At 59.9% G+C, this 20371-nt stretch carries 13 protein-coding genes and 1 pseudogene; 7 read left to right on the forward strand and 7 right to left on the reverse strand.

What is annotated here, in order from left to right; all coding sequences use genetic code 11:
- Positions 1-7: 7 nt before the first annotated feature.
- Genes AC07VI_RS11565 through AC07VI_RS11575 form a run of 3 tightly spaced genes read right to left on the reverse strand, consistent with a single transcriptional unit; the run spans position 8 to position 9062 of the window.
- Positions 8-742: an efflux RND transporter periplasmic adaptor subunit gene (locus AC07VI_RS11565; protein ID WP_492993800.1), complete on the reverse strand. Its 735-nt coding sequence runs from the start codon at positions 740-742 to the stop codon at positions 8-10.
- A gap of 8 nt (positions 743-750) precedes the next feature.
- Positions 751-2271: a TolC family protein gene (locus AC07VI_RS11570; protein ID WP_099375440.1), complete on the reverse strand. Its 1521-nt coding sequence runs from the start codon at positions 2269-2271 to the stop codon at positions 751-753.
- 56 nt (positions 2272-2327) lie between these two features.
- Positions 2328-9062 carry an Ig-like domain-containing protein gene (locus tag AC07VI_RS11575; protein ID WP_492993798.1) on the reverse strand — a complete coding sequence of 2245 codons (6735 nt, stop codon included), beginning with the start codon at positions 9060-9062 and terminating at the stop codon, positions 2328-2330.
- Positions 9063-10486: 1424 nt separating this feature from the next.
- On the opposite strand from AC07VI_RS11575, the gene AC07VI_RS11580 reads away from it, so the two are divergent.
- From AC07VI_RS11580 to AC07VI_RS11610, 7 genes and pseudogenes are all read left to right on the forward strand, one after another.
- Positions 10487-11167 (forward strand): PIG-L family deacetylase, encoded by a 681-nt coding sequence (locus AC07VI_RS11580; protein WP_086148280.1) that lies wholly within the window; start codon positions 10487-10489, stop codon positions 11165-11167.
- On the forward strand, positions 11164-11841 hold the full coding sequence (locus AC07VI_RS11585) for a formyl transferase (protein ID WP_139842654.1): 678 nt from the start codon (positions 11164-11166) through the stop codon (positions 11839-11841). The genes AC07VI_RS11580 and AC07VI_RS11585 overlap by 4 nt, the downstream gene beginning before the upstream one ends.
- Positions 11831-12277: a GNAT family N-acetyltransferase gene (locus tag AC07VI_RS11590; RefSeq protein ID WP_086148281.1), complete on the forward strand. Its 447-nt coding sequence runs from the start codon at positions 11831-11833 to the stop codon at positions 12275-12277. Before AC07VI_RS11585 ends, AC07VI_RS11590 begins: the two co-directional genes overlap by 11 nt.
- 5 nt (positions 12278-12282) lie before the next feature.
- Positions 12283-12738, forward strand: coding sequence for a hypothetical protein (locus tag AC07VI_RS11595; RefSeq protein WP_139842655.1), 456 nt, complete (start codon positions 12283-12285; stop codon positions 12736-12738).
- A gap of 399 nt (positions 12739-13137) precedes the next feature.
- Positions 13138-13866 (forward strand): annotated as a pseudogene (locus AC07VI_RS11600) (IS3 family transposase); the annotation flags it as partial.
- Between the two features lie 114 nt (positions 13867-13980).
- Positions 13981-14202 (forward strand): helix-turn-helix domain-containing protein, encoded by a 222-nt coding sequence (locus AC07VI_RS11605; RefSeq protein WP_253252006.1) that lies wholly within the window; start codon positions 13981-13983, stop codon positions 14200-14202.
- Positions 14203-14783: 581 nt separating this feature from the next.
- Positions 14784-15317: an ankyrin repeat domain-containing protein gene (locus AC07VI_RS11610; protein WP_086148284.1), complete on the forward strand. Its 534-nt coding sequence runs from the start codon at positions 14784-14786 to the stop codon at positions 15315-15317.
- 55 nt (positions 15318-15372) lie between these two features.
- Here the strand turns inward: AC07VI_RS11610 and AC07VI_RS11615 are convergent, their stop codons facing one another.
- From AC07VI_RS11615 to AC07VI_RS11630, 4 genes are all read right to left on the reverse strand, one after another.
- Positions 15373-16110 carry a response regulator transcription factor gene (locus AC07VI_RS11615; protein ID WP_086148285.1) on the reverse strand — a complete coding sequence of 246 codons (738 nt, stop codon included), beginning with the start codon at positions 16108-16110 and terminating at the stop codon, positions 15373-15375.
- Positions 16094-17575 carry a sensor histidine kinase gene (locus AC07VI_RS11620; RefSeq protein WP_139842657.1) on the reverse strand — a complete coding sequence of 494 codons (1482 nt, stop codon included), beginning with the start codon at positions 17573-17575 and terminating at the stop codon, positions 16094-16096. The genes AC07VI_RS11615 and AC07VI_RS11620 overlap by 17 nt, the downstream gene beginning before the upstream one ends.
- Before the next feature lie 203 nt (positions 17576-17778).
- Positions 17779-19473: a ShlB/FhaC/HecB family hemolysin secretion/activation protein gene (locus tag AC07VI_RS11625; protein ID WP_086148287.1), complete on the reverse strand. Its 1695-nt coding sequence runs from the start codon at positions 19471-19473 to the stop codon at positions 17779-17781.
- 6 nt (positions 19474-19479) lie between these two features.
- On the reverse strand, positions 19480-20371 hold an 892-nt coding region (locus tag AC07VI_RS11630; RefSeq protein WP_494808794.1), incomplete at its 5' end, for a YDG domain-containing protein.

A 20371-nucleotide genomic window follows, 5' to 3' on the forward strand; every position in this document is an offset into this window, starting at 1 on the left:
CGCATCCCTATTTGAAGCTGGCCCAGCCGCTCATGCCCGGCAGCAGGCTGGCGCCCGTCCCGTCGATCACGCCGACGGCCAGGATGGACTGGCTGACGGGGTCGATTTGCGCGCCCAGCCGCTCTATGCGCGCCGGCACGCTCGTGCCCAGCTCGTCGACGGCAACCGTGAAGCGGCTGCCCGCCTTCAGGGTGCCTATCCATTTCGACGGCACCAGCATGCGCAGTTCCAGCGGCCCCGCATCGACGATGTCGAGCACGGGAGTGCCGGGATTGACGAACTGGTGCACGGCCGCCGCGCGCCGCGCGACGCGTCCCGCGAACGGCGCGGCGATCGCGCACTTGCCCACGACGGCCTGCATATAGTTCGCCTCGGCGGCCGCTTCCTTGGCCCGCCCTTGCGCCTGCGTCACTTCCAGCGTGCCCGCCGAATTGAGCCTGGCCAGCTGGCTATGCACCTCGGCCAGCCGGTTGGCCGCTTCCAGCGTCGCCTGCGCCTTGTTCAGCTGGGCGCGGTAGGTGCCGCAATCGAATTGCACCAGCACCTGGCCGCGCTTGAAACTGGCCCCTTCGGCCACGGGCAAGGCGGCGATCCTGGCCGCCACCTCGCCGGACAGGGTCACGGCTTGCCGCGCCATCAATTGCACGCGCACGCGACCGTCGCCGCCGCTGGCCGGCGCCGGCGACGGCGCGGCGAACGCACCCGCCGCAACCAGGCCGGCCAGCGGCAGCACTTTCAGCATCGTCCGCTTCACCGGCTGCCCCCGCCCACTCTGCCCTGCCATTGCGTTTCGGCGCCCTGGAACGCATCCGTCAGGACGGCCAGCTCGTCGCTGGCGGCGCTTTCCGGCAAGGGGTCGAGGCCCATGCTGGCCCCCATCTGTCCATATGCATTCTGCAAGTCGCCATAGCTCTGGTACAGGCGCAGCGAGGAAAACACGGCATTGGCATCGGACAGGATGGCCGGCAGGCGGCCTTGCGCGCCGCTGGCGCTGGCGTTGCGGTTCTGTTCAAAAATGCTCTGTTCGACCTCGTTCAACTCCTTTTCCAGCGCAAACTGGCGGCTGCGGCCCTGCAGGTCCAGATAAGCCACGTGCACCTGGGTCAGTACCGCCATGTTCAAGGCCAGGCGCTGCGCCTTGGCCAGGTCCAGCTGCGCCTGCGCGGAGCGCTTGATGGTGCCGGCATTGAACAGGTTCAGCAGGTTCCAGCTGACGCGCAGCCCCGCGTCGCTCCAGGAGTTATTCACCAGAAATTTATTGCTGTCGTAGCGTTCGCCGACGCTCAATTCCAGGCCCGGCAGCAGCTTCGCCACGGCCTTGCGCGTTTCCAGGGCGCCGATGCGCTCCACATAGCGCGCTTCGCCCAGCTCGGGGCGGTTCAGCAGCGCCATTTCTTCCATCTTCTCGAGCGCCAGTCCCAGGCTGGGCACCGGCATGCCGGCCGGGACGGCCACCTGAAAATCCGCGCCCGTGGGCAGATTCATGATGGCGGCCAGGCGCGGCTTGGCTTGCGCCAGCGTATTGCGCACGATGCCCATCTGGCGGATGACGTCGAGCAGCTGGCGCCGGTACTGCAAGGTTTCCAGCGGCGAGCGCAGCTTTTGCTGCTCGACCTGGCGCGCATCGGCCAGCCCCAGTTCCGCCTCCTTCAGCAAGGCGTCGATGCGGCCCTGCAGCTGCTGCGCGCCGACGGCCTGCCACCACGCTTCGCGCACCTGCAGCATCAATTGCTGCGTCACTTTGCGCTTGCGCTGCTGCAAGATCAGCACGCGGTCGGATTGCTGCTGCGCGTTGTAATAACTGACGCCAAAGTCGAGCACGTTCCAGCTCAGGCTCAGGTCGGCGGTATGCTGCTGCTTTTCCGTCGACACGGACGGCACCAGCGACTGCGTGCCCGTGGCCACGTTCTGCGACGACGAGGCCAGCTCGCGGCTGCGCGCCGTGAATCCGGCGCCGGCGGCCAGCTTGGGCAGCATGTCCAGGTGCGACAGGTCCAGCTGGCGCTGCGCCAGCGCCTCTTCCATCAGCTTGACCCGGTAATCGAGGTTGTACTTCAGCGCGCGGGCCATCGCTTCCTGCAGGCTGACCGGCCCGCTCAGCGCGGGCTGCGCGCCGAACATGGCCTGGCGGTCGTCGCCCAGGGTAGCGCGCCGCGCTCCTTCACTCAGCGGCGCCGGCGCCACGGCGCAGCCGCTCAGGACCAGGGCCGATACCAGCGCCGCCAGGCTGTAGCGGGCGGCGCCAGGGATGGGTTGCTCTTTCTTTTGCATGCACATTTCCTGAATAGTCATCGAATTCTTCATTTCCATGGTCGTCCCTTGCCGCCTCACGCCATGTCCTCGGCCGCCAGCCACGCCGCCACCTGCTGCTCGAACGCCTGCTGGCCAAGCTGGCGCAGCTGCTCGTCGAGCGCCGCCTTGGCCGGCGCGGCGGCGTCCTTGGCGCCCTCCTGCTCCGGCCGGGCCGGCGCCTTGGCGTCCGCCTTCAGCTGCAGCCGCGTCACGCTGACCTGGCCCGTCGCGTCGCGCGCCACCACTTGCAGCGCCAGTTCGCCGTCCCAGCCGGCCGGCGCCTTGCCGCTGATGCGGCCCGTTTGCGGATCAAAATGCAGCCACGCCGGCAAGGCGCGGCCATCGGCCGTCTGCAGCGCGACAGACGCCGCGCCCGCCAGCGCAGGCGGCAGGCGCAGCTCGAAGGACTGGCCCGGCCGCAGGGGCCGGGTGCCGAGGTCCGCCAGGTCGCGCGCCGCGAGACGGGCGCCGCCCGTGGCGGGAAAGGCGTCGGCCATGCCGCCGCCGGCAAACGCGTCCTGCCCCCACGACGGCGCCGGCACGAGCAGCCGCACGCCGCCCGGCGGCGCCGGCCAAGCCTCCGGCGCCAGGGCGGCAACGGTCTGCAAGACCACCGGCGCCGTATCGGGCGCCACCGCCATGGCCGCTTCCGGGGCAGGCCTGGCCAATGCCGCGGACGGCGTCTCCGGCAGCAGGGGCGGCGGGGCCGGCGCCAGCTGATAGGCGCTGCCGCTGGCGCCATTTGCCAGCACATTGCCGGCCAGGTCGGACGCCGCGCCCTGGCGCACGCGCAAGGCCAGCGTCCCCTCGCCGCTCACTGCCAGCTGCACCAGATAGCGTCCCTCCCCCGTCTGCACGATGGAATCGATGCGGCCCTGCGCGCCGCCGCTGGCGACGACGTCCAGCGCATCGGCCGCCAGGATCACCGCTTCCGAGAACTGCAATTCATAGCGCAGGGTGCTGGCGCCATGGACGGGCGTATCGCGCGCCGTGATGGCCAGCAGCCGCGGCGCCGCCGTATCGACGGTCAGGGTCAAGGCCGCCGACGGCGCCCCGGGACCGTTCGCATTGCTGGCCACGGCCGTCACGCTGTGCCGGCCGTCGGCCAGCGGCGCCGACAGGCGGTAGCGCCATGCGCCGTCGGCGCCGGCCGTCACGCTGCCGACCAATTGGCCGTCGACGGACACGCTGACCGTGCTGCCGGCCTGCGCCGTGCCCGCAATGGCCGGCATGGCGTCGCGCGTGACGCCGTCCGTGGCGCTGCTGCCAGTGTCGGCGCCGGCCGCCAGGGCCAGCGAAGGGGCGCCGGGCGGCCGGGCATCGACGTCGAAGGCCAGGCCGCCCGAGAGTGCGCCGCGGTTGCCGGCGATATCGGTGGCCAGCGCCTGCACCGTGTGCCGGCCATCGGCCAGGCTGGACGCCACCTGATAGGTCCACGCCCCGCCCGCGTCGGCCGTGGTGCTGCCGATGGCCACGCCGTCGACGTGCACGATGACCGTGCTGCCCGCTTCCGCGCTGCCCGACAGCAGCGGCAAGCCCGGACGTCCGCCGACGATGGCCGGCGTGCCGGGCGCGGCAGGCGCCGCCGTGTCGATGGTCAGGATCAGCGCCGCCGACGGCGCACTGGCGCCATCGGCATTGGCGGCGACCACCCGCACCGTGTGCGCGCCGTCGGCAAGACCGGACACGGGCGTCAGCTGCCAGGCGCCCGCGGCATCGGCCGTCGTCGTCCCCACGGCCACGCCGTCGATGTACACGGTGATGCCGCTGCCCGCCTCGGCCAGCCCCGCCAGCGCGGGCCGGCTCTGGCGCGTGATGCCGTCGTTGGCGCTGGCGCCCGTGTCGGCGCCGGGCGCCAGCACGACATTGCCCGGCGCGGCCGGCGGCCCCACCTTGAAGCCCAGCGTGGCGGACGGCGCGCCGGCATTGCCCGCCAGGTCAGTGGCGACCGTCGTCACGCTGTGCTGGCCATCGGCCAGGGTCGCGCCGGCCTGGAAGGTCCAGCGGCCGCCGGCATCGGCGCTTGCCGTGCCGGCCGCCACGCCGTCGATGAAAACGGTAACCACGCTGCCCGCCTCGGCGCTGCCGTTGAAGACGGGCCGGTTCGCGCTGCCGCCATGCGACACCGCCAGGTCAAGCGGCGCGGCCGGGGCGACGCTGTCGATCAGCAGCGTCAGCACGGCCGACGGCAGGCTGCTCACGCCGCCGCTCGTCGCGGTCGCCGCGATGCCGTGCGTGCCGTCGCCCAGCGCGGCGGCAAAGGCATAGCTCCAGGCGCCGCCCGCATCGGCCACGGTGGTGTCCACGGCCACGCCATCGACAAGGATGGTGATGAGCGCATGCGCCACCGCGGTGCCGCGCACCACGGGCCGCGCATTGCTGGTGACGCCATCGGTGCCGCTGGCGCCCGTATCGCTGGCGGCGTCCAGGCCGGCCACGGCCGGGGGCGGCAGCTGCAAGGCGATGGCGTACGTGGCGACGGCGCTCGTCTTGCTGCCGTCGTTGACGGCAAACGCGATCGTGCGGGTGGCCGTGTTCGGCGTGGCGGCGAGCTCGGCGTAGGTGATGGAACGCAGCGCGGCCTGCCATTGCGCCAGGGTCGCGCTGGCGCCCGCCGAGGTAAGCGTCAGCACGCCCGTGCTGCCGTTGTAGCTGCCGCTGATATTGCCGAAGGCGCCGCCCGCCGTGAACCCCAGCACGTCTCCTCCCGCATGGAAATTGCCCGTCAGGCTGACCGTGGCGCTGGCCAGGGTCGCGCTGTCGCGGTCGGACACGACGATGGCGCCATCGACGGCCACCGGCGCGCCGCCGACCTGGAAGCTGCCGCTGCCGCCGCCGGCCTGCAGCAGCGGCGTCTGGTCGACGGCGGCCACCGTCACGGAGCGCGTCACGCTGTTGCTGTCGCCCGCGCCATCATTGACCTGGAAGCTGATGCCGCGCGTGGCCGTCTGCGGCGTGACGGCGCTGTCCACGTAGGTCACGGCGCGCAGGGCTGCCTGCCATTGCGCCACGGTGGCGCTGGCGCCGCCGGACGTGAGGGTGAGCACGCCGCTGGCGGCGTCATAGCTGGCGCTGATGTTGCCATAGGTGACAGCATTGTCATTGGCAAACGCCAGGATGTCCTCGCCGGCCCTGAAATTGCCGGTGATGGCCACCCTGGCGCTGGCCAGGGTCGTGCTGTCGAGGTCGGACAAGGTCAGGCCGCCGTCGACGCGCACCGGCATGGACGCGGCATTGTCGCCCGCCGTGAAGGCCGTGCTGCCGCCGCCCACCGTCACGACGGGCGTCTGCGCGGTGGCGGCGACGCTCACCGCGCGCTGCGCCGGCGCGCTGCTTTTCGTGCCGTCGTTGACGACGAAGCTGACGGCGCGCACGGCCGTGTCGGGGGTGACGGCGCTGTTGCTGTACGTCACGGCCCGCAGGGCCGCCTGCCATTGCGCCACCGTCGCCGTGGCGCCCGAGGACGCAAGGGTCAGCACGCCGGTGCCGCCATTGTAGGACGCGACGATATTGCCGAAGGTGCTGGCGCTGGTATTGACGAAAGCCAGGCTGTCCTGCCCGCTGCGGAAGTTCTGCGCGATCCACACGGTGGCGCTGGCGAAGGTGGTATTGTCGAGGTCGGACAACAGCATGCCGCTGTCGACGGCCACCGGCGCGGACAGGCCATTGTTGGCAGCGATGAACGCGGCGGCGCCGCCGGAGGCCGTGGCGATGGGCGTCTGGTCCACCGCCGTCACCGTCACCGCGCGGCTGGCCGCCGCGCCGCTGCTGGCGCCGTCGTTCAGCTGGAACGTGATGGTGCGCGTCGCGCCATTCGGCGTGACCGCGCTATCGGTATAGGTAACCGAGCGCAGGGCCGCCTGCCACTGCGCCAGGGTGGCGCTGGCGCCGGCCGAGGTGAGCGTGAGCACGCCGGTGCCGCTGTTATAGCTGCCGCTGATATTGCCGAAGGCGCCGCCCGCCGTGAATCCCAGCACGTCCTCTGCCGCATGAAAGTTGCCCGTGATGGCAACCGTCGCGCTGGCCAGTGTGGCGCTGTCCGGGTCCGACACGGTCAGCCCGCCGTCCACCGTGACCGGCGTGGAAGCCGTGTTGTCGCCTGCCGTGAACGCTGCGCTGCCGCCGCTGGTGCTAACCACGGGCACGCCCTGGACGCTGACGCTGGCGCTGAGCGACAGGACTGTCGTGTCGCTGCCGCCATAGGCCGTGCCGCCGTTGTCCATGACGGACGTCAGCGTCACGACGCGGGCGCCGAACGTGGGCGCGGACGCCGTATCGCGATAGCTGACGCCGTTGATCAAGGCAGCGGCGGCGGCGGCCGACATGCCGCTGCTGCTGATGGTGACGGTGGCCGTGGCGCCGCTGACGGCGACCGTCACCGTGGCGCCGTTGCCTGCCGTCGTCACCACATTGCCGTTGACCAGGGCGATGCTGCTGCCATCGACAAGCAGGATTTCGCTGGCGCCATCGCGCAGGCCGGACACGCTCAGCGTCAGCGCGAGGACGCCCTGGCCCGCCTCCACGGTGCTGACGCCGGCGCCGCTGAATACGGGCACGGCCGCGCCGCCAGCCGTAAATACGGGCGCCAGCGCCGTGGCGCTGGCCGCGGGCGCATCGTTGACCGCGCGGATGCTGACGCTGACGTCGGCCGAGCCGCTGGCGCCCTTGCCGTCATTGACGCTGACGTTGACCGTGCGGCTGGCGCCGGGATCATTGCTGCTGCTGTTGTAGCTGAGCGCCTGCAACAGGATGGCGGTACGCGCGCTCGTGGCGTTGCCATTGAAGGTGATGCACAGGTCGCGGCCGTTGATGCCGTCGCCGTTGACGGCAATCACGCCGATGGCCACGCCGCCGACCGACACCACGCTGCCCGCGCTGGTGCCGCTGCTCAGCGCCACCGTGCCGCCCGTATCGATGCCCAGGATATCGCCGCTGCGGCCATAGGCGCTGATATGCACGGTCAGGTTGCCGCCGTTGAAATTGACCGTGTCGCTATCGACGACGGTGGCTGCCATGCCGCTATCGAGCAGCACGGCGCCGCCCTTTTCCGTGAACGTGGGATTGTCGCCATGCAAGTTGCCGATCACGGGGGCCGCATCGGCGCTCAGCGTGACGCTGGTGCTGGTGCTGAAGCTGTCAGCGCTGCCGTCATTGACCGTGAAGCTGACGGTGCGCGTCGCCGTGTAGGGAGCGAGCGAGGTATCCTGGTAGGTGACGGCGCGCAGGGCCGCCTGCCACTGCGCCAGGGTCGCCGTTGCCCCCGAGGAAGTCAGGCTCAGTATGCCCGTGCTGCTGTTATAGCTGGCAGAAATATTGCCGTACATGCTAGCGTTGCTGTTGTTAAAAGCAAGCAAGTCCTCGCCCGAACGGAAATTGCCCGTGATCGCCACCCTGGCGCTGGCCAGCGTGGCGTTGTCGTTGTCGCCGACCATGATGCCGCCATCGACGGCCACCGCATTGCCGTTGCCGGCACGGTAGGCCGCACTGCCGCCGCCAGGCGCCAGGTAGGGCGCCACGTTAGGCATGCGAAAGTTGCTGGCGCTGATATTGTCAATGCCAAATGCGCCCGTGACCTGGTAGCTGCCGTCCGTCTGCACGCGGAAGGAATCGATGGCCTGGAAGGCGCTATTCGCCGACAGGTTGAAGGTCACGAGTTGCCCGCCAATGTAGGCATCCGTCACCGTCAGGCTGTAGATGGCGCCGGACACCGGCGCGCCATTGTAAAAGCCGATCAGCTGCAAGGTTCCGACAGTGCCCGTCGTTAGCCCGGCAACCGCCAGGTCCACGGAATCGAGCCGGAACACGCTGCCATCGCCAGGCTTGACCATCATGTAGTCGAGTGCTACGCCATTGTTGCTCGTGCCGCTGATCAGCATCGTCTGGTAAGTCAAGGTGTCGGCGGCGATATAGCAATCCATGGCGCTGGCCCCGCGCAAGGTGAAATCCCAGCCTTCAATATTCAATGCGGTCAGCCCCGGGCCATCGGCGCTGCCATTGGTAAGTATTCCCCCCGGAAAAGAGTTGAAACTGGTGACGCCGTTGACGGGACGCGCCAGCAGGCCCTGATAGTCGAGCTGCAGGGCCTGCGCCTCGACGCTGCCGGCCTGGCGCTCCAGCGACCAGTTGCCGCCCAGGCGGGCCGTGCCGGTGGCGTCGGCCGAGGCGGCCACGTCGGCATGGCTCAGTTCCGCCAGGCGCCCGATGAAGGCAGCGCCGCCGCTGCCGGCGCCGATGTTGCATCCATACAACAGGATATCGCCGCCCGGCCTGAGGGCCGCGCCCAGCGCGGCCAGTTCCGCTTGGCGGCCCTGCAAATTATCGGCGGTGAGCGCTGTGCTGCCCAGCATCAGGTTGGCCGCCTCGCCGTGCGACACGATGTGCATGGCCGCATAGCCGTGGTGCTGCGCCGCCCACTGCGCCATCTGCGCCAGGCCATCCTTGCCGCCATCGAGCACGACGACGTCCGCGCCCTGCGGCAGCTGGCCCGTCAGGCTCTGGTAGTTGGCGATATCGGACATGATGAACACCACCTGCCTGGCCGGCGGCGCCGTCCCGGCAGCGGCATGGCGTTCCTGGGCCCGTTCGCCGGCGGCCGCTTCCATCATGCGTTCGGGCGCCGGATGGGGCACGTCGGCATGCTGCGCCACCAGCGCGCTGTGCATGGCAGCGCCATCGAACATCAGCCGCGGCTCCAGCGCCTGCAATAACAGCCGCGAACGCTTTCCCGTCGCCGCCACGCTCGTCTTTTCCCGCGACTTCCACCACGCCATGCCTGTCTCCCGTCAAGAATAATGATTTCAGGGCAATAGACAATCTGGTCTGGCGGACGATCTCTTACCCATGCATTCAGCATCGTGGACGGCAGAGTCCAGGCATCAGAACCTGAACAGCAATGGCATTGCTGCCAGCAATATGGAATGCCGGCACATCCATCCCCCCCGCGACGCGCACACAGCCTTGCCACGCCGGACAAAACCGCAGCGGCGGGCGCAAGTGGCCGCGCGCGGCTGGTTTCGTCAGGTGTGCTCAGGCGGCGAATGCGTTTCTTACACATATGATAATGTGGGCTTTATGAAAATTCAATAAAGAAACATTTCTTCTGACTATTTTTGTCAGGTATTTCAGCTCATGGAAACCCCGTGGCGCATGATTGGCAGGTGCGCAATCAAGATGCTTTTCGAATGGCGCCCCAGGCGGTCAACGTTATCGGAAAAAATGCCGCGCATGAAGTTAAAGCGGTTGTCGAACTTGCCGACAGTATTCAGGGTACGCGGTCCAACGTAGGGACAGGCTGCACCGCGACCGTGGGAGCAGCCAGGGCTTGCGACGATTCGGACGCACAACCAGCTGATGTCTTGCATTGCACGATAGAACATATTCTCGCTACGGCCACCTGCCCCCAAACTACAGCCAGCCTGCGGCAGGCCACCATAGTGACCGTTGCCGCCGCGGCACGACGCCGTTACATCCGCGCTACGCGGCAGGTGCAATGCTCATTGCAGCATTACACGGACCCCGTCACACCACTGGTATGAAATACCCTTTACCATAAAGCAATACATCCTCTGCTGCTGGCCATCGGAAGCGGAAACTACATCGATCGTCGTCGCAGGGCTCGCCACGCGTCCTCTTCACGCTGGGTCCGCGCTTCTTGTGCCGTCAACAGACTACGTCCCCTATCCGGACAGATTTTAAATCGTCACTGCATTCAGGTATCATGTTGACGTACCCTTAAACAGAAGAAGACATACTTGGCTCTGCTATAGACTGTTGACACTTGCCAGTCAAAAAAGCCCCTGAAAAATCAGGGGCTTAGCTGTTACATTGACACGGAGTTATCTTACAGCGCCAAACGGGAGATCATTTCCGCTCAGTAGTTACGTGACTAAAGGAATCAAGTAAATCAATTGGTAGGCTACCGAAAACCCATGTGCCATTTTTTGTCACTTTTTTAGTGTTTAGTCTTTTTCAGCTAACGTAAATTATTCTGAATTAACGCTTAATTCGTGCCAAGCTTACACAGAGACCAGCAGTGGAAAATTTCAAAAAGACATCTTTTTATCATCATACGTGACACGAAGCTTCATGCAGCATAAAATTGCTCTTGATTTTAGCACCTATCTGCTTAGGTGCTTCATTAGTTGATTAGAAAAGTAAACCAAGAATGAATAGAAATACACAATTAAGCAGCACCATGAACAGGCATACAGTATTGGTAGTGATTGCCCACACCGACGACGAAGCATTGGGATTAGGGGGAACAATTGCTAGGCACGTTGAGAATGGAGATATTGTATATGCAGTGTCAATGACAGATGGCGTTGGTGCGAGGGGTGGTGAAAATGAAGAAGAAATTAAGATTCGCACTCAAGCTTCGATTAATGCAGGAAAAATACTCGGCTTAACCTGGATAGAAGGCGGAAGTTTTCCAGACAATGCAATGGATACAGTGCCACTATTAGCAGTTGCAAAAGTAATTGAAAAAGCAAAAAACACTATTAAACCGACAATAGTTTATACACATAGCTCAGCAGACTTAAATGTTGACCATCGCGTTGTAAGTCAAGCAACCCTGACTGCATTTCGACCTCAACCTAATGAAGTTTGGCAAGAGATTCGGACTTTCGAAATTGCTTCTGCTACAGATTATGGCCACAGATCAATAACAGATTTGTTTTATCCGAATCTTTATGTTGATATTAAAAATACGTGGAAAAAGAAATTAGCAGCATTGGAAGAATACCAAATGGAAATGCGTGACTCCCCTCACACACGTTCATTCGAGGGGCTTGAAAATTTAGCCAAACATAGGGGCAACCAAGTTGGGCTGCACTACGCTGAAGCTTTTGAAATCATACGAAAGATAGAAAGATGATTAACTATGTAGTAGCGTCTTCTAAAGACTGGTTTAAAGAACACCCTAAGACTGCGGAATATGCAAGTTTAAATATAATTGAAATTCACACCAAAGACCAGCTCAATCTGGAATTTTTGAAAAAAATCAATCCACGATACATTTTTTTCCCGCATTGGAACTGGAAAGTTGATTCCGAAATATATGAACGATATGAATGTATAGTATTTCACACAGCTCCATTACCTTATGGAAGGGGCGGCAGTCCAGTTCAAAATTTGATTTTAAGAGGAATAGAGAATTCACCTGTATGTGCATTAAGAATGACAGAAATTCTTGATGGCGGCCCTATTTATGATTCCATCGAAGTATCTCTTGATGGCACCATTTCAGAAATTTTTTCAAGAATTTCTGTTTGCGTTGAAAAGCTCATTATTAAAATTTGCCAAGAAAACATCAAACCTAAAGAGCAATATGGCAACATAGTTCCATTCAGTCGACTAACTTATGAAGACAATGAATTGAAGAGTGAATATTCAATAAAGGAGCTTTTTGACAGAATAAGAATGGTTGATGGGGCTAGCTATAAAAATGCCTACATAAATTTTGGCTATTACAAAATTGAATTTTCAAATTCCTTCATCCGCGACAATGAACTATATGCAAAAGTAAGGTTATATCGAAATGAAAATTAAAGATGCTGATATAAATGATTCCTTAGATGTTTTCACATGGAGAAATGACCCCGTTAGCTGCCAGATGTTCATAAGCAACAATGTCGTGACTTTAGAGGAACATAAAAAATGGTTTGAAAGCAGCTTAACCAATCAATTAAGAAAAATTTACATAGGAATAGTCAACGAAGGAAAAGTAGGTATCTGCAGGTTTGATACCGACAAAAAAATGAGTGGCGCAGAAGTCTCAATCAACCTCAATCCAAGTATGCGCGGAAAAAACTTAGCGTATGATTTTCTTGCGAACTCCATTGAAAAATATAGAACATCCAACACTATTAAATTAACAGCCACAATAAAAAAGGAAAACAAGGCAAGCCTAAGGATATTTGAAAGATATGGGTTCATAAAAATCGACGAAGATGATAACTTTTTCTACCTGACGAGAACTGATTGATTATTATGAATAATAAAGCGATAGAAACTATTAAGCTTGAGAAAATTATTGGCAGCGAAAAACAAATTGAGATTTTATTTCAATTGCTCAAGAATCGAGAACACAACATAAGCAACGTCTCCATACCAACGTTTGACCAACATATTAAGTTTGTGAAAAATCACCCGTACAGGGCCTGGTATCTGATAAAAGTTGATGGACTCTATGTTGGAAGCTCCTATGTTATGGAAAGCAATTGTCTAGGAATATCTCTTCTTAACGATGCATCAATTCTTCCGCAGGTCATTGATATGATATACAAAAAACATAAGCCGCTCAAAGAAATAAAATCCATCAGACCTCCACATTTTTACATAAACATAGCCCCCGAAAACAGGATTATTGAATCTCAGCTCAATCGGATTGGAGCAATAAAAATCCAATCAACCTACTCACTGGCATCAATTACAATCAATCCATAGAAGAACAAGATATATGTTTGATTTGAAAAGTGCATAGCCGCCTGTAGCTTAGTTTCTCCCGATCCAAGGTTCGAGAAAGATGGAAGACCGATGGATCGTGTTAGGGACCAGGGTATTCTGCCAGACACCAGTTCAAGAATTTGAGCAGTTTGTTGCGTTGACCGATTGAATTCGCAAGTCAGCGCACGCAGCTACCAACCGAGCTCAGTTATCATATCAACATTAGAAACCTGGACGGTGTCTGACTTCAAAGTGATGGTGGCGGTGCCATCGTCCACAGCCTCCGTCCTGCATATTGCATGGAAAAGCCTGATTTTTTATCACCCTCATAAAATTTCTGCTTAAAACTAGGATGGCTAACTGAATCGCCACGACAATCGTAGACACTCCTGAGCCATAATTACGGGCACAAGGAGAAAGTATGAGCGGAAACGATACGTAGAGGAATTCAAGATTGCTGCGGTCCAGCAAGTGGCGCAGCGCGGGCAACCGGTTAGCGAGGTCGCAGTGCGGCTTGGCGTGAGCATCCATAGCCTGTACGCCTGGGTGAAACGCTATGGCGTCCCAGAGGAAGAGCGCAAGGCAGTGGATGTCCAGACCGACGACGTGCGGCGCCTGAAAACCGAGCTCAGGCGCGTCACGGAAGAGCGCGACATCTTGAAAAAGGCCGCAGTGTACTTTGCCAAGACGCCCGCGTAAGGTACACCTTAATTATTGAGTTACAAGGCCAATTCGTTGCAAATCCCGGTGCGACGGCTTTGCAAAGTGCTTGAGGCTCATCCGAGCGGTTTTTATGCTTGGCGTCTGAATCCTGAAAGCAAACGTGCCAAGGAAGACAAGCGCCTGCTGGTATCCATCAAGGAATCTTGGCTGGAAAGCGGCAGCGTGTACGGTTACCACTAGGTCTGCGACGATCTGCGAGAGCTGGGCGAACAATGCGGCATCAATCGCGTTAATCGCCTGATGCGCTCGGCTGGGATTCGTTCTCAGGCGGGTTACGCCAGGCGCGAGTACAAACGTGGCGGCGCGCCGTTGCTGGTGGCTCCGAATCATCTGCAGCGGCAGTTTAATGTACAAGAGCCAATTCGCGTCTGGGTCACGGACATTACCTACATCCTGACATATGAGTGTTAAGTTGCATTGAAAATTGCCCCACCTTCCCCACGAATTTGCAACGGAATCCGACCCACGTTAGTAGCACAATTCTACCTGTCTTATCAGCAGGAGATCGGAGTGATCGACGTGGCTCTACTCGGCTTCATTCGACGCTGGCACCTTCGTGACCAGATCCCAATACGAGAAATCGCTAGGCGACTGGATATCTCGCGCAATACCGTCCGACGCTACCTGCGATCGGAAACCACTGAGCCCTCCTATGCGGAGCGGCGATCAGTTAGCGGACTAGACAAATACTCGGTGCAGCTATCGGGATGGCTCAAGGCCGAGACGACTAAGAACGCCTAACAAAACCGCTGAATGTATCTCCAGCAGATGAGTATGCAGGCAAGCGAGAGGAATGCCTGGTGGATATCGGCACGGCGCGCGATGAGGCCAAAATCGACGCTATACAGGCTTTCGTAACATCGCGGTGGCCCAAGGTACCGTTCGGACTAATAAAATGAAACAGGCAAAGGTACCTATCTGACCCACGTGTTCAAAGGCACTCGGTCTGATCAGCATCACGCCGCCTGGCCGCTACCACGTCCTCGTTATCTGACGGAGATGCGGCATATTCAATATACGAGGTCCGCCATTCAGACACGACCTCAGCCATGTCGATGTCCAAACCATGTCCCACATCTCCACCACTTTTCACGTCTCGAGCATGACAGTCAGTCTGCCGTATCTGCATTTGATAACGCGCAACCTACCGCAAATAGAGATAGCCAAAGCTAAGATCGTGTACGAATGCCGGGCCAGACCCCGCCCCCCGTGCCTCGGCCATCGCCCTCTTCCTCGGCGCGGCGCTGGCAGCGCGGCAAAAGGCACTGGCGCCGGCCGCATAGTAGACTGCAAGCCTGGACTACCCCGGCGGAAAGAAAACGATGAACACCGAAGCACGGAAAATCCCGGCAGCGATGGATGCCGAAACGCTGGAATTCATCCAGGGCCTGTTTGCCCTGGTGCGTGAGGGTGATACGCAGCAGCTGGGCGCCATGCTTGCCCAGGGCGTGCCAGTCAACTTCCGCAACGAAAAAGGCGACAGCCTGATCATGCTGGCCAGCTACCACGGGCACCTGGAAACGTCACGCCTGCTGCTCGCAGCAGGCGCCGACGCCAACGTGCCCAACGACCAGGGCCAGACGCCGCTGGCCAGCGTGGCCTACAAGGGCTACCTGGACATCGCCGAATTGCTGCTCCAGCATGGCGCCAACGTGGAAGGCGCCAGCCCGGACGGCAAGACGCCGTTGATGATGGCCGCCATGTTCAACCGCCTGGCCATCCTGGAATTGCTGCTGCAACACGGCGCCCGCATCGACGCCGTGGACAGCCGCGGCATGAGCGCCGCCTCGCTGGCCCAAACCATGCATGCGCAAGCGACGCTGGCCCGCCTAGCCAGCCTGGGACAGACGCCATGATCGACACGGGTGGTGCAATATTTTCTTGCGATCGCGCAATAAGTGTCTGCAGTATCTAGGCTGGCACGACGGAACATTGAAGGGAGTCGCCCTCAGCAAGAGCAATCTCGCCGGCGAAGCAATAGCCGACTGAATGCACGGTTCGGATCGGGATATCGACGCCGGTCCGTGATACGATTTTTGCACGCAAGCGACGCACCAATGAATCCAGCGAACGGCCGCTATGGTAGTCATCGCGCTGATACAGCTTGGTTAAAATAGTCTTTTTCTGTACTGGCAGACCGGGCTTGCTCGCCAGCAATTCGAGAAACATCAATTCCTTCAGGCTCAGCGCCACCTGCACATCGTGGGAAAAATGGAGTTCCCACTGCGTGACAAAAATCGTCCACCGCTCCGGGATGTCCGGTACGTCGACGGCAGTATTCTGTACGCGCCGCGCGATACTGACAATCACGGCTGACAGTTCACGGCAATCGACCGGCTTGACCAGATACTGGTCTGCGCCAGATTTATACCCTTTGAGCCTGTCTTCTATCGCGCTGCGGGCAGTCAAAATGACGACTCCCATATTGGTATTGGCCCGCACATACTCGGCCAGCACATACCCTTCCTGATCCGGCAGCCCAACGTCGATGACGGCGATCTGAAAATCACATTTTGGCAAAGCCTGATAAAACTCAGCCGCGTTGCGCACAGCGGTGATATGCATGCCGTTCAGTTCCAGCCATTCCACCACGCTGTCGCGCAAATCGTCATCATCTTCGACCAATAACACATTAATTTTCAATTGCACCGCTATGCGCCTCCTCTATAGGCAAAGGCAAGGTGATTGTCGCTGAAGTGCCTCCGTCGGGACGGTTGCTGAGAAATATGCTGCCGGCATGTTGAGCGATGATACGCCGCACCAGATACAGGCCGACGCCGCTGCCGGCGACGGAAGCGGTGCGACTGCCACGAAAATACTTGCCATACACCAGGTCCAGCTCATGTTTTGGAATACCCGGGCCATCGTCGTCCACCGTAATGAGCAATGTACCATTGTTTTTCCTCAACTGAACACTGACGGTCCCCTGTTTAGCCCCGTATTTGATCGCATTATCAAGGACATTGAGCATTGCAGTCTTGAGCAACTTGCGATCCCCATCAAAGACGATGGAGTGCGGGCATTTAAGCCCGAGTCGCGGCGCCCGTTCGCTCCAGAAATCAGCGGCCTCATCAATGATAGTTTGAAGAAAATCCCGCATCAGGATGGGCTCGCGAAGGATATCGTCTTTTCCCTCGCTATGCTGATCCCTCTGCAGCGCAGTTTCCGCCAATTCAACGAGTCGCAATACCGCGCGCTGCATTTTCCCGAGGTTGGAAGCGAAATGTAGGCCGCTGGCCTGCTGTTTACTTTGCAAAATATCCAGATTGGTCCGGATGACAGCCAACGGCGTACGGTATTCGTGCGAAAACATCTCCACGAATCGCATCTGGTTTTCCAGCGCTTCCTGCTTGGCTTCCAAGGACAGCAGCAGCTGATGCTTGATACGCTCGAAATACAGCAGCAGCAAGGCAGGAAAAAACAACAAGGTTCCGGCCAGCGGTACCAGATAGACAGCCACTATATTGATCTGGGACATCCATGCGGAATTGAAGGCCACCGGCTGATAGAGTAAAACGACGATACGCAGCGTATGCGCAGCAATCAGCATCAACAAGCCGACAATCGCCATTTCGCGCGCATAGCCATGCCTGCCGGAAGCGGCTTCTGGATTGCGTACCAGCAGCGTTTGCAGGCACAGCACAAATACCAGAATCAGGCTGGCACTGCTCAGGCAGGCACGCGAGGAAAACTCCGCTTTGTTTTCTATCAGCAGAAAATACAGACACGCGAACAAAGCGACAAGACCATACCCCCAGCGGCTTATTGACCGCCCGAAGAAAGCTCTCAGCCCGACCCACACGATGACACAGCCGGAAAACAATCCAACATTTCCCAGCATTAGCAGAAAACCTGGTGGGCGCGCGGCATTCAATATAATGAGCGTCATCCCGACAGCGGTCAGCACGCCGGACATGGCCCACAGCCGCGTGTAACGCTCGATGGGCGCAGCAAAATAGACACCAATCATCGTTACCGAAATACATAACTGTGTGATGGATAATGCAATACTGGCTGTTTGATGATCCATGGATACAGTATGTTCAGGTCGTGCAGGAGAACGCTCCCGCTCCAGCGCAATGAATCTGGCCTGGAGCCATGTGCGGTGCGTCAAGCCGCATCCCCTCTTTTTTGGGTATATATAGTCGGCAGCGCGTCATGCCATTTTTTGATGATTGCGCGCTGTTTCGCTCTCTTTTCTCATAGACGTCGGAGAAACTGGCTATTTTGTCTATTTTATCAGATCCCAAAAACCGCAAAAATGCTGTTGCAAGATGTCATTTATAGTGAGCCGGTACTGGCTTGCCGCTCGATCATTCAGAAGCTTTTGCTTGCCAGCAGCCACGCACGCAGCGATGACGGTTTTGTCAGCAATGCGGGCGCGGCGCCCACACGCGTTGCCACGGTAGCGCTGGCGCGCCACTGGTCCGGGCCGGCCCAGTTCAGGCCGATACCGGCACCGGACAGGGTTGCGCTATTTTCTGCCCTGGTCCAGGGATGACGGTTGATTTTCACATAGGCAGTATCCAAAAACGCCAGCACCTGCCATTTCCCGAGCGGCAGCGATGCCAGATCATGGCGCATTTCCACATTGCCTACATAGCCGGCGTCACCGGAAACTGCCCCGATGTCATAGGCCCGGACCGTATAGGGACCACCGGCAGTCATCTTTTCGGCAGAATCAAGATTGCCGTCACTCCATTGTCCACTGAAGTTGAAGTACAAGCTGTCGCGCAGCGTCAGCCCCTGCAAACGGGCGAAATTGGCATTCCACTTCGAAAAACCACCGCGGGTACGCGCGGCCGAGGCATCCGATGCGGCGGCAGCGGCGTCATCAAAACTGCCGCGCCCGCCAGTCCAGCCAAGACTCGCCATGCTCATTGCCCCGCCCAGCAAGTTGTCGCGAAAATCACCATTCACACTCAGTACCCAGTTATTCAGATGACGATCGGTACGCAGGCTGCCGACATCGATATGATCGCGCAAATTTTTGGCATCGTATTGCAATTGCGCATAGACATTGTATTGCTTGGTGCGGATCAAGGGATGTTTCGCCCACAGGCTGGCAACCGTCGCCGTGCCATTCGCCTGGAGCGCACTGGCAGTGCTGCCGAGCTTGTAGCGCAATGCCGAGTACGCGCCGCCGAGCCTGCTACCTTGGCCGTTAAGCAAAGTATCGTATCCCAGCCTGGCATAATTCATGCCCTCCCCCGTGCTGACGAGGTTGGCGCTCAGAATATCGCCATGATGAAACGGATTGACGATATTCAAGTTGCCGCTCAGGCGAGTGCGCCCGACATAGCGGTTACCGTAGTTATCCAGTGAAACGTTAGCCAGGGGTATCCTGTTGTAGCGCGCCTCGACATCCATGTCGGCGGCACCAACGGTTGTGCCCGGCTTGAGAGTCGCATTCACACTCACGCCCGGCACATCGGACAGCAACAGCAAGGCACGATTGAGTTCGGCATCGGCAATCGGCGCTCCGCCACTGAGCGGAGCCAGGCTGGCATTGAGCAAGGCGTCGCTCACTTCGCTGTGGTTGTTGAGGCGGACCTTGCCGTAGTGCGCCTCGACCACTTGGATGATGATGACGCCATCGGTGATCGATTGCACCGGAATGATGGCCCGTGCCATTGGAAATCCATGCCCCTGGTAATACGCGGTGATGCGCCCGGCCAGTTCCTCAAGTTGCGGCAGCGTCAGACTGCGGCCTTCCTGATCGGCGACCAGCGCATGCAGCGTTGCCGTGGCAAAAGCGGTATTGCCCGTGATACGCAGCGCTTTCACAGGAATCGGCTGCGATGGCGGCAAGCCGGCATCGCCTTGCGGCCTCACCTCCAGTGTCGGCGCAGGCGGCTTCACTACGGCAGGGACTGCCGGTTGCAACTGTTGCAGTATCGACCCCGCATTGGGAGTCGCCTGCGGGTCAGCGGCATACGCATCGAGCGACACCAGCGACAATGCCGCGAACAAAGGTTTCATCAAGAAAGGTTGCTTGGATATAGTAGTCATGTATTTTTATTCTGCGATGCTGGTGATGACGAGCGGCAACTGTATGCCACCATTTTGAATGCGCAGCGTCGGCTCGGGCCTGCCAAATCCTGTGGCGGTATTGAGCGCGGGGCGGCTGGTGGCTGCCTGCGAGCGCTCGGTCTTGCCAGAGCCAGTCTGCTGCACCACCAAGGTCGAAGACAGGTCAAATACCTGCGGCTGCGCCGAAGCCTGCGGCGGCAACACGGACGACAGCACTTGCGCTACCGTGTTCTGAACCTGCTGCATCTGCGTCGCACTGACGCTCGCGACCGGCGTGGTGGGCACGGCTGTGATGCTGGCGACTGCGCGCGATTGCTGGGCAATGATGTAATTGCCGATATCGGCCCCGCCAAAAACACTGCTCAGATTGACCGCCTTGCCGTCGCCAACGCCCGCGTCGGCGAACTGGCCGGTCGAGGCCATCGTGACCACATCCGAAGCAAACTTGCCCGCCAGCGTCGCATTGCGGGTGTTGACCGTGGCCGCCGTGGTGCCGTCATACAGTTTATCGGCGGCAGTAATGCCACTGACCGTGATCGATGCGGGCGTGATGCTGGCGGTGAGCACGTTTCGATCGACGAGATTGTAGTTGCCGGCATCTGTACCGCTCAGCGTGTAGCCACTGAGAGTCACCAACTTATTGCCACCGACATTTTTGTCCGCGAAATTAGCAGTGCGCGTACCACTCAGAAAGACCATGTCGCCCTCCATGACAGCGGACAGACTGGCGGTGCCGTTCAGTGCAGCCGTGGTCGTGGCGTCGTAGACCTTATCGGCAGCAGACAAGCCCGTTAGCGCCAGGTCGGCCTTGCTGATCGTCGCCGTCACGCCGCTCGGCTGCGTGACGACGTAATTGCCGGCGTCCAGCCCGCTCAAG

Source organism: Janthinobacterium sp. GW821-FHT03A03 (assembly GCF_059421435.1).

Coding starts and splice junctions, on each gene's coding strand:
- AC07VI_RS11580 (WP_086148280.1), top strand. CDS start 10,487: ATGAACAGGCATACAGTATTGGTAGTGATTGCCCACACCGACGACGAA.
- AC07VI_RS11575 (WP_492993798.1), bottom strand. CDS start 9,062: ATGGCGTGGTGGAAGTCGCGGGAAAAGACGAGCGTGGCGGCGACGGGA.
- AC07VI_RS11625 (WP_086148287.1), bottom strand. CDS start 19,473: ATGACTACTATATCCAAGCAACCTTTCTTGATGAAACCTTTGTTCGCG.
- AC07VI_RS11610 (WP_086148284.1), top strand. CDS start 14,784: ATGAACACCGAAGCACGGAAAATCCCGGCAGCGATGGATGCCGAAACG.
- AC07VI_RS11595 (WP_139842655.1), top strand. CDS start 12,283: ATGAATAATAAAGCGATAGAAACTATTAAGCTTGAGAAAATTATTGGC.
- AC07VI_RS11565 (WP_492993800.1), bottom strand. CDS start 742: ATGCTGAAAGTGCTGCCGCTGGCCGGCCTGGTTGCGGCGGGTGCGTTC.
- AC07VI_RS11585 (WP_139842654.1), top strand. CDS start 11,164: ATGATTAACTATGTAGTAGCGTCTTCTAAAGACTGGTTTAAAGAACAC.
- AC07VI_RS11570 (WP_099375440.1), bottom strand. CDS start 2,271: ATGCAAAAGAAAGAGCAACCCATCCCTGGCGCCGCCCGCTACAGCCTG.
- AC07VI_RS11590 (WP_086148281.1), top strand. CDS start 11,831: ATGAAAATTAAAGATGCTGATATAAATGATTCCTTAGATGTTTTCACA.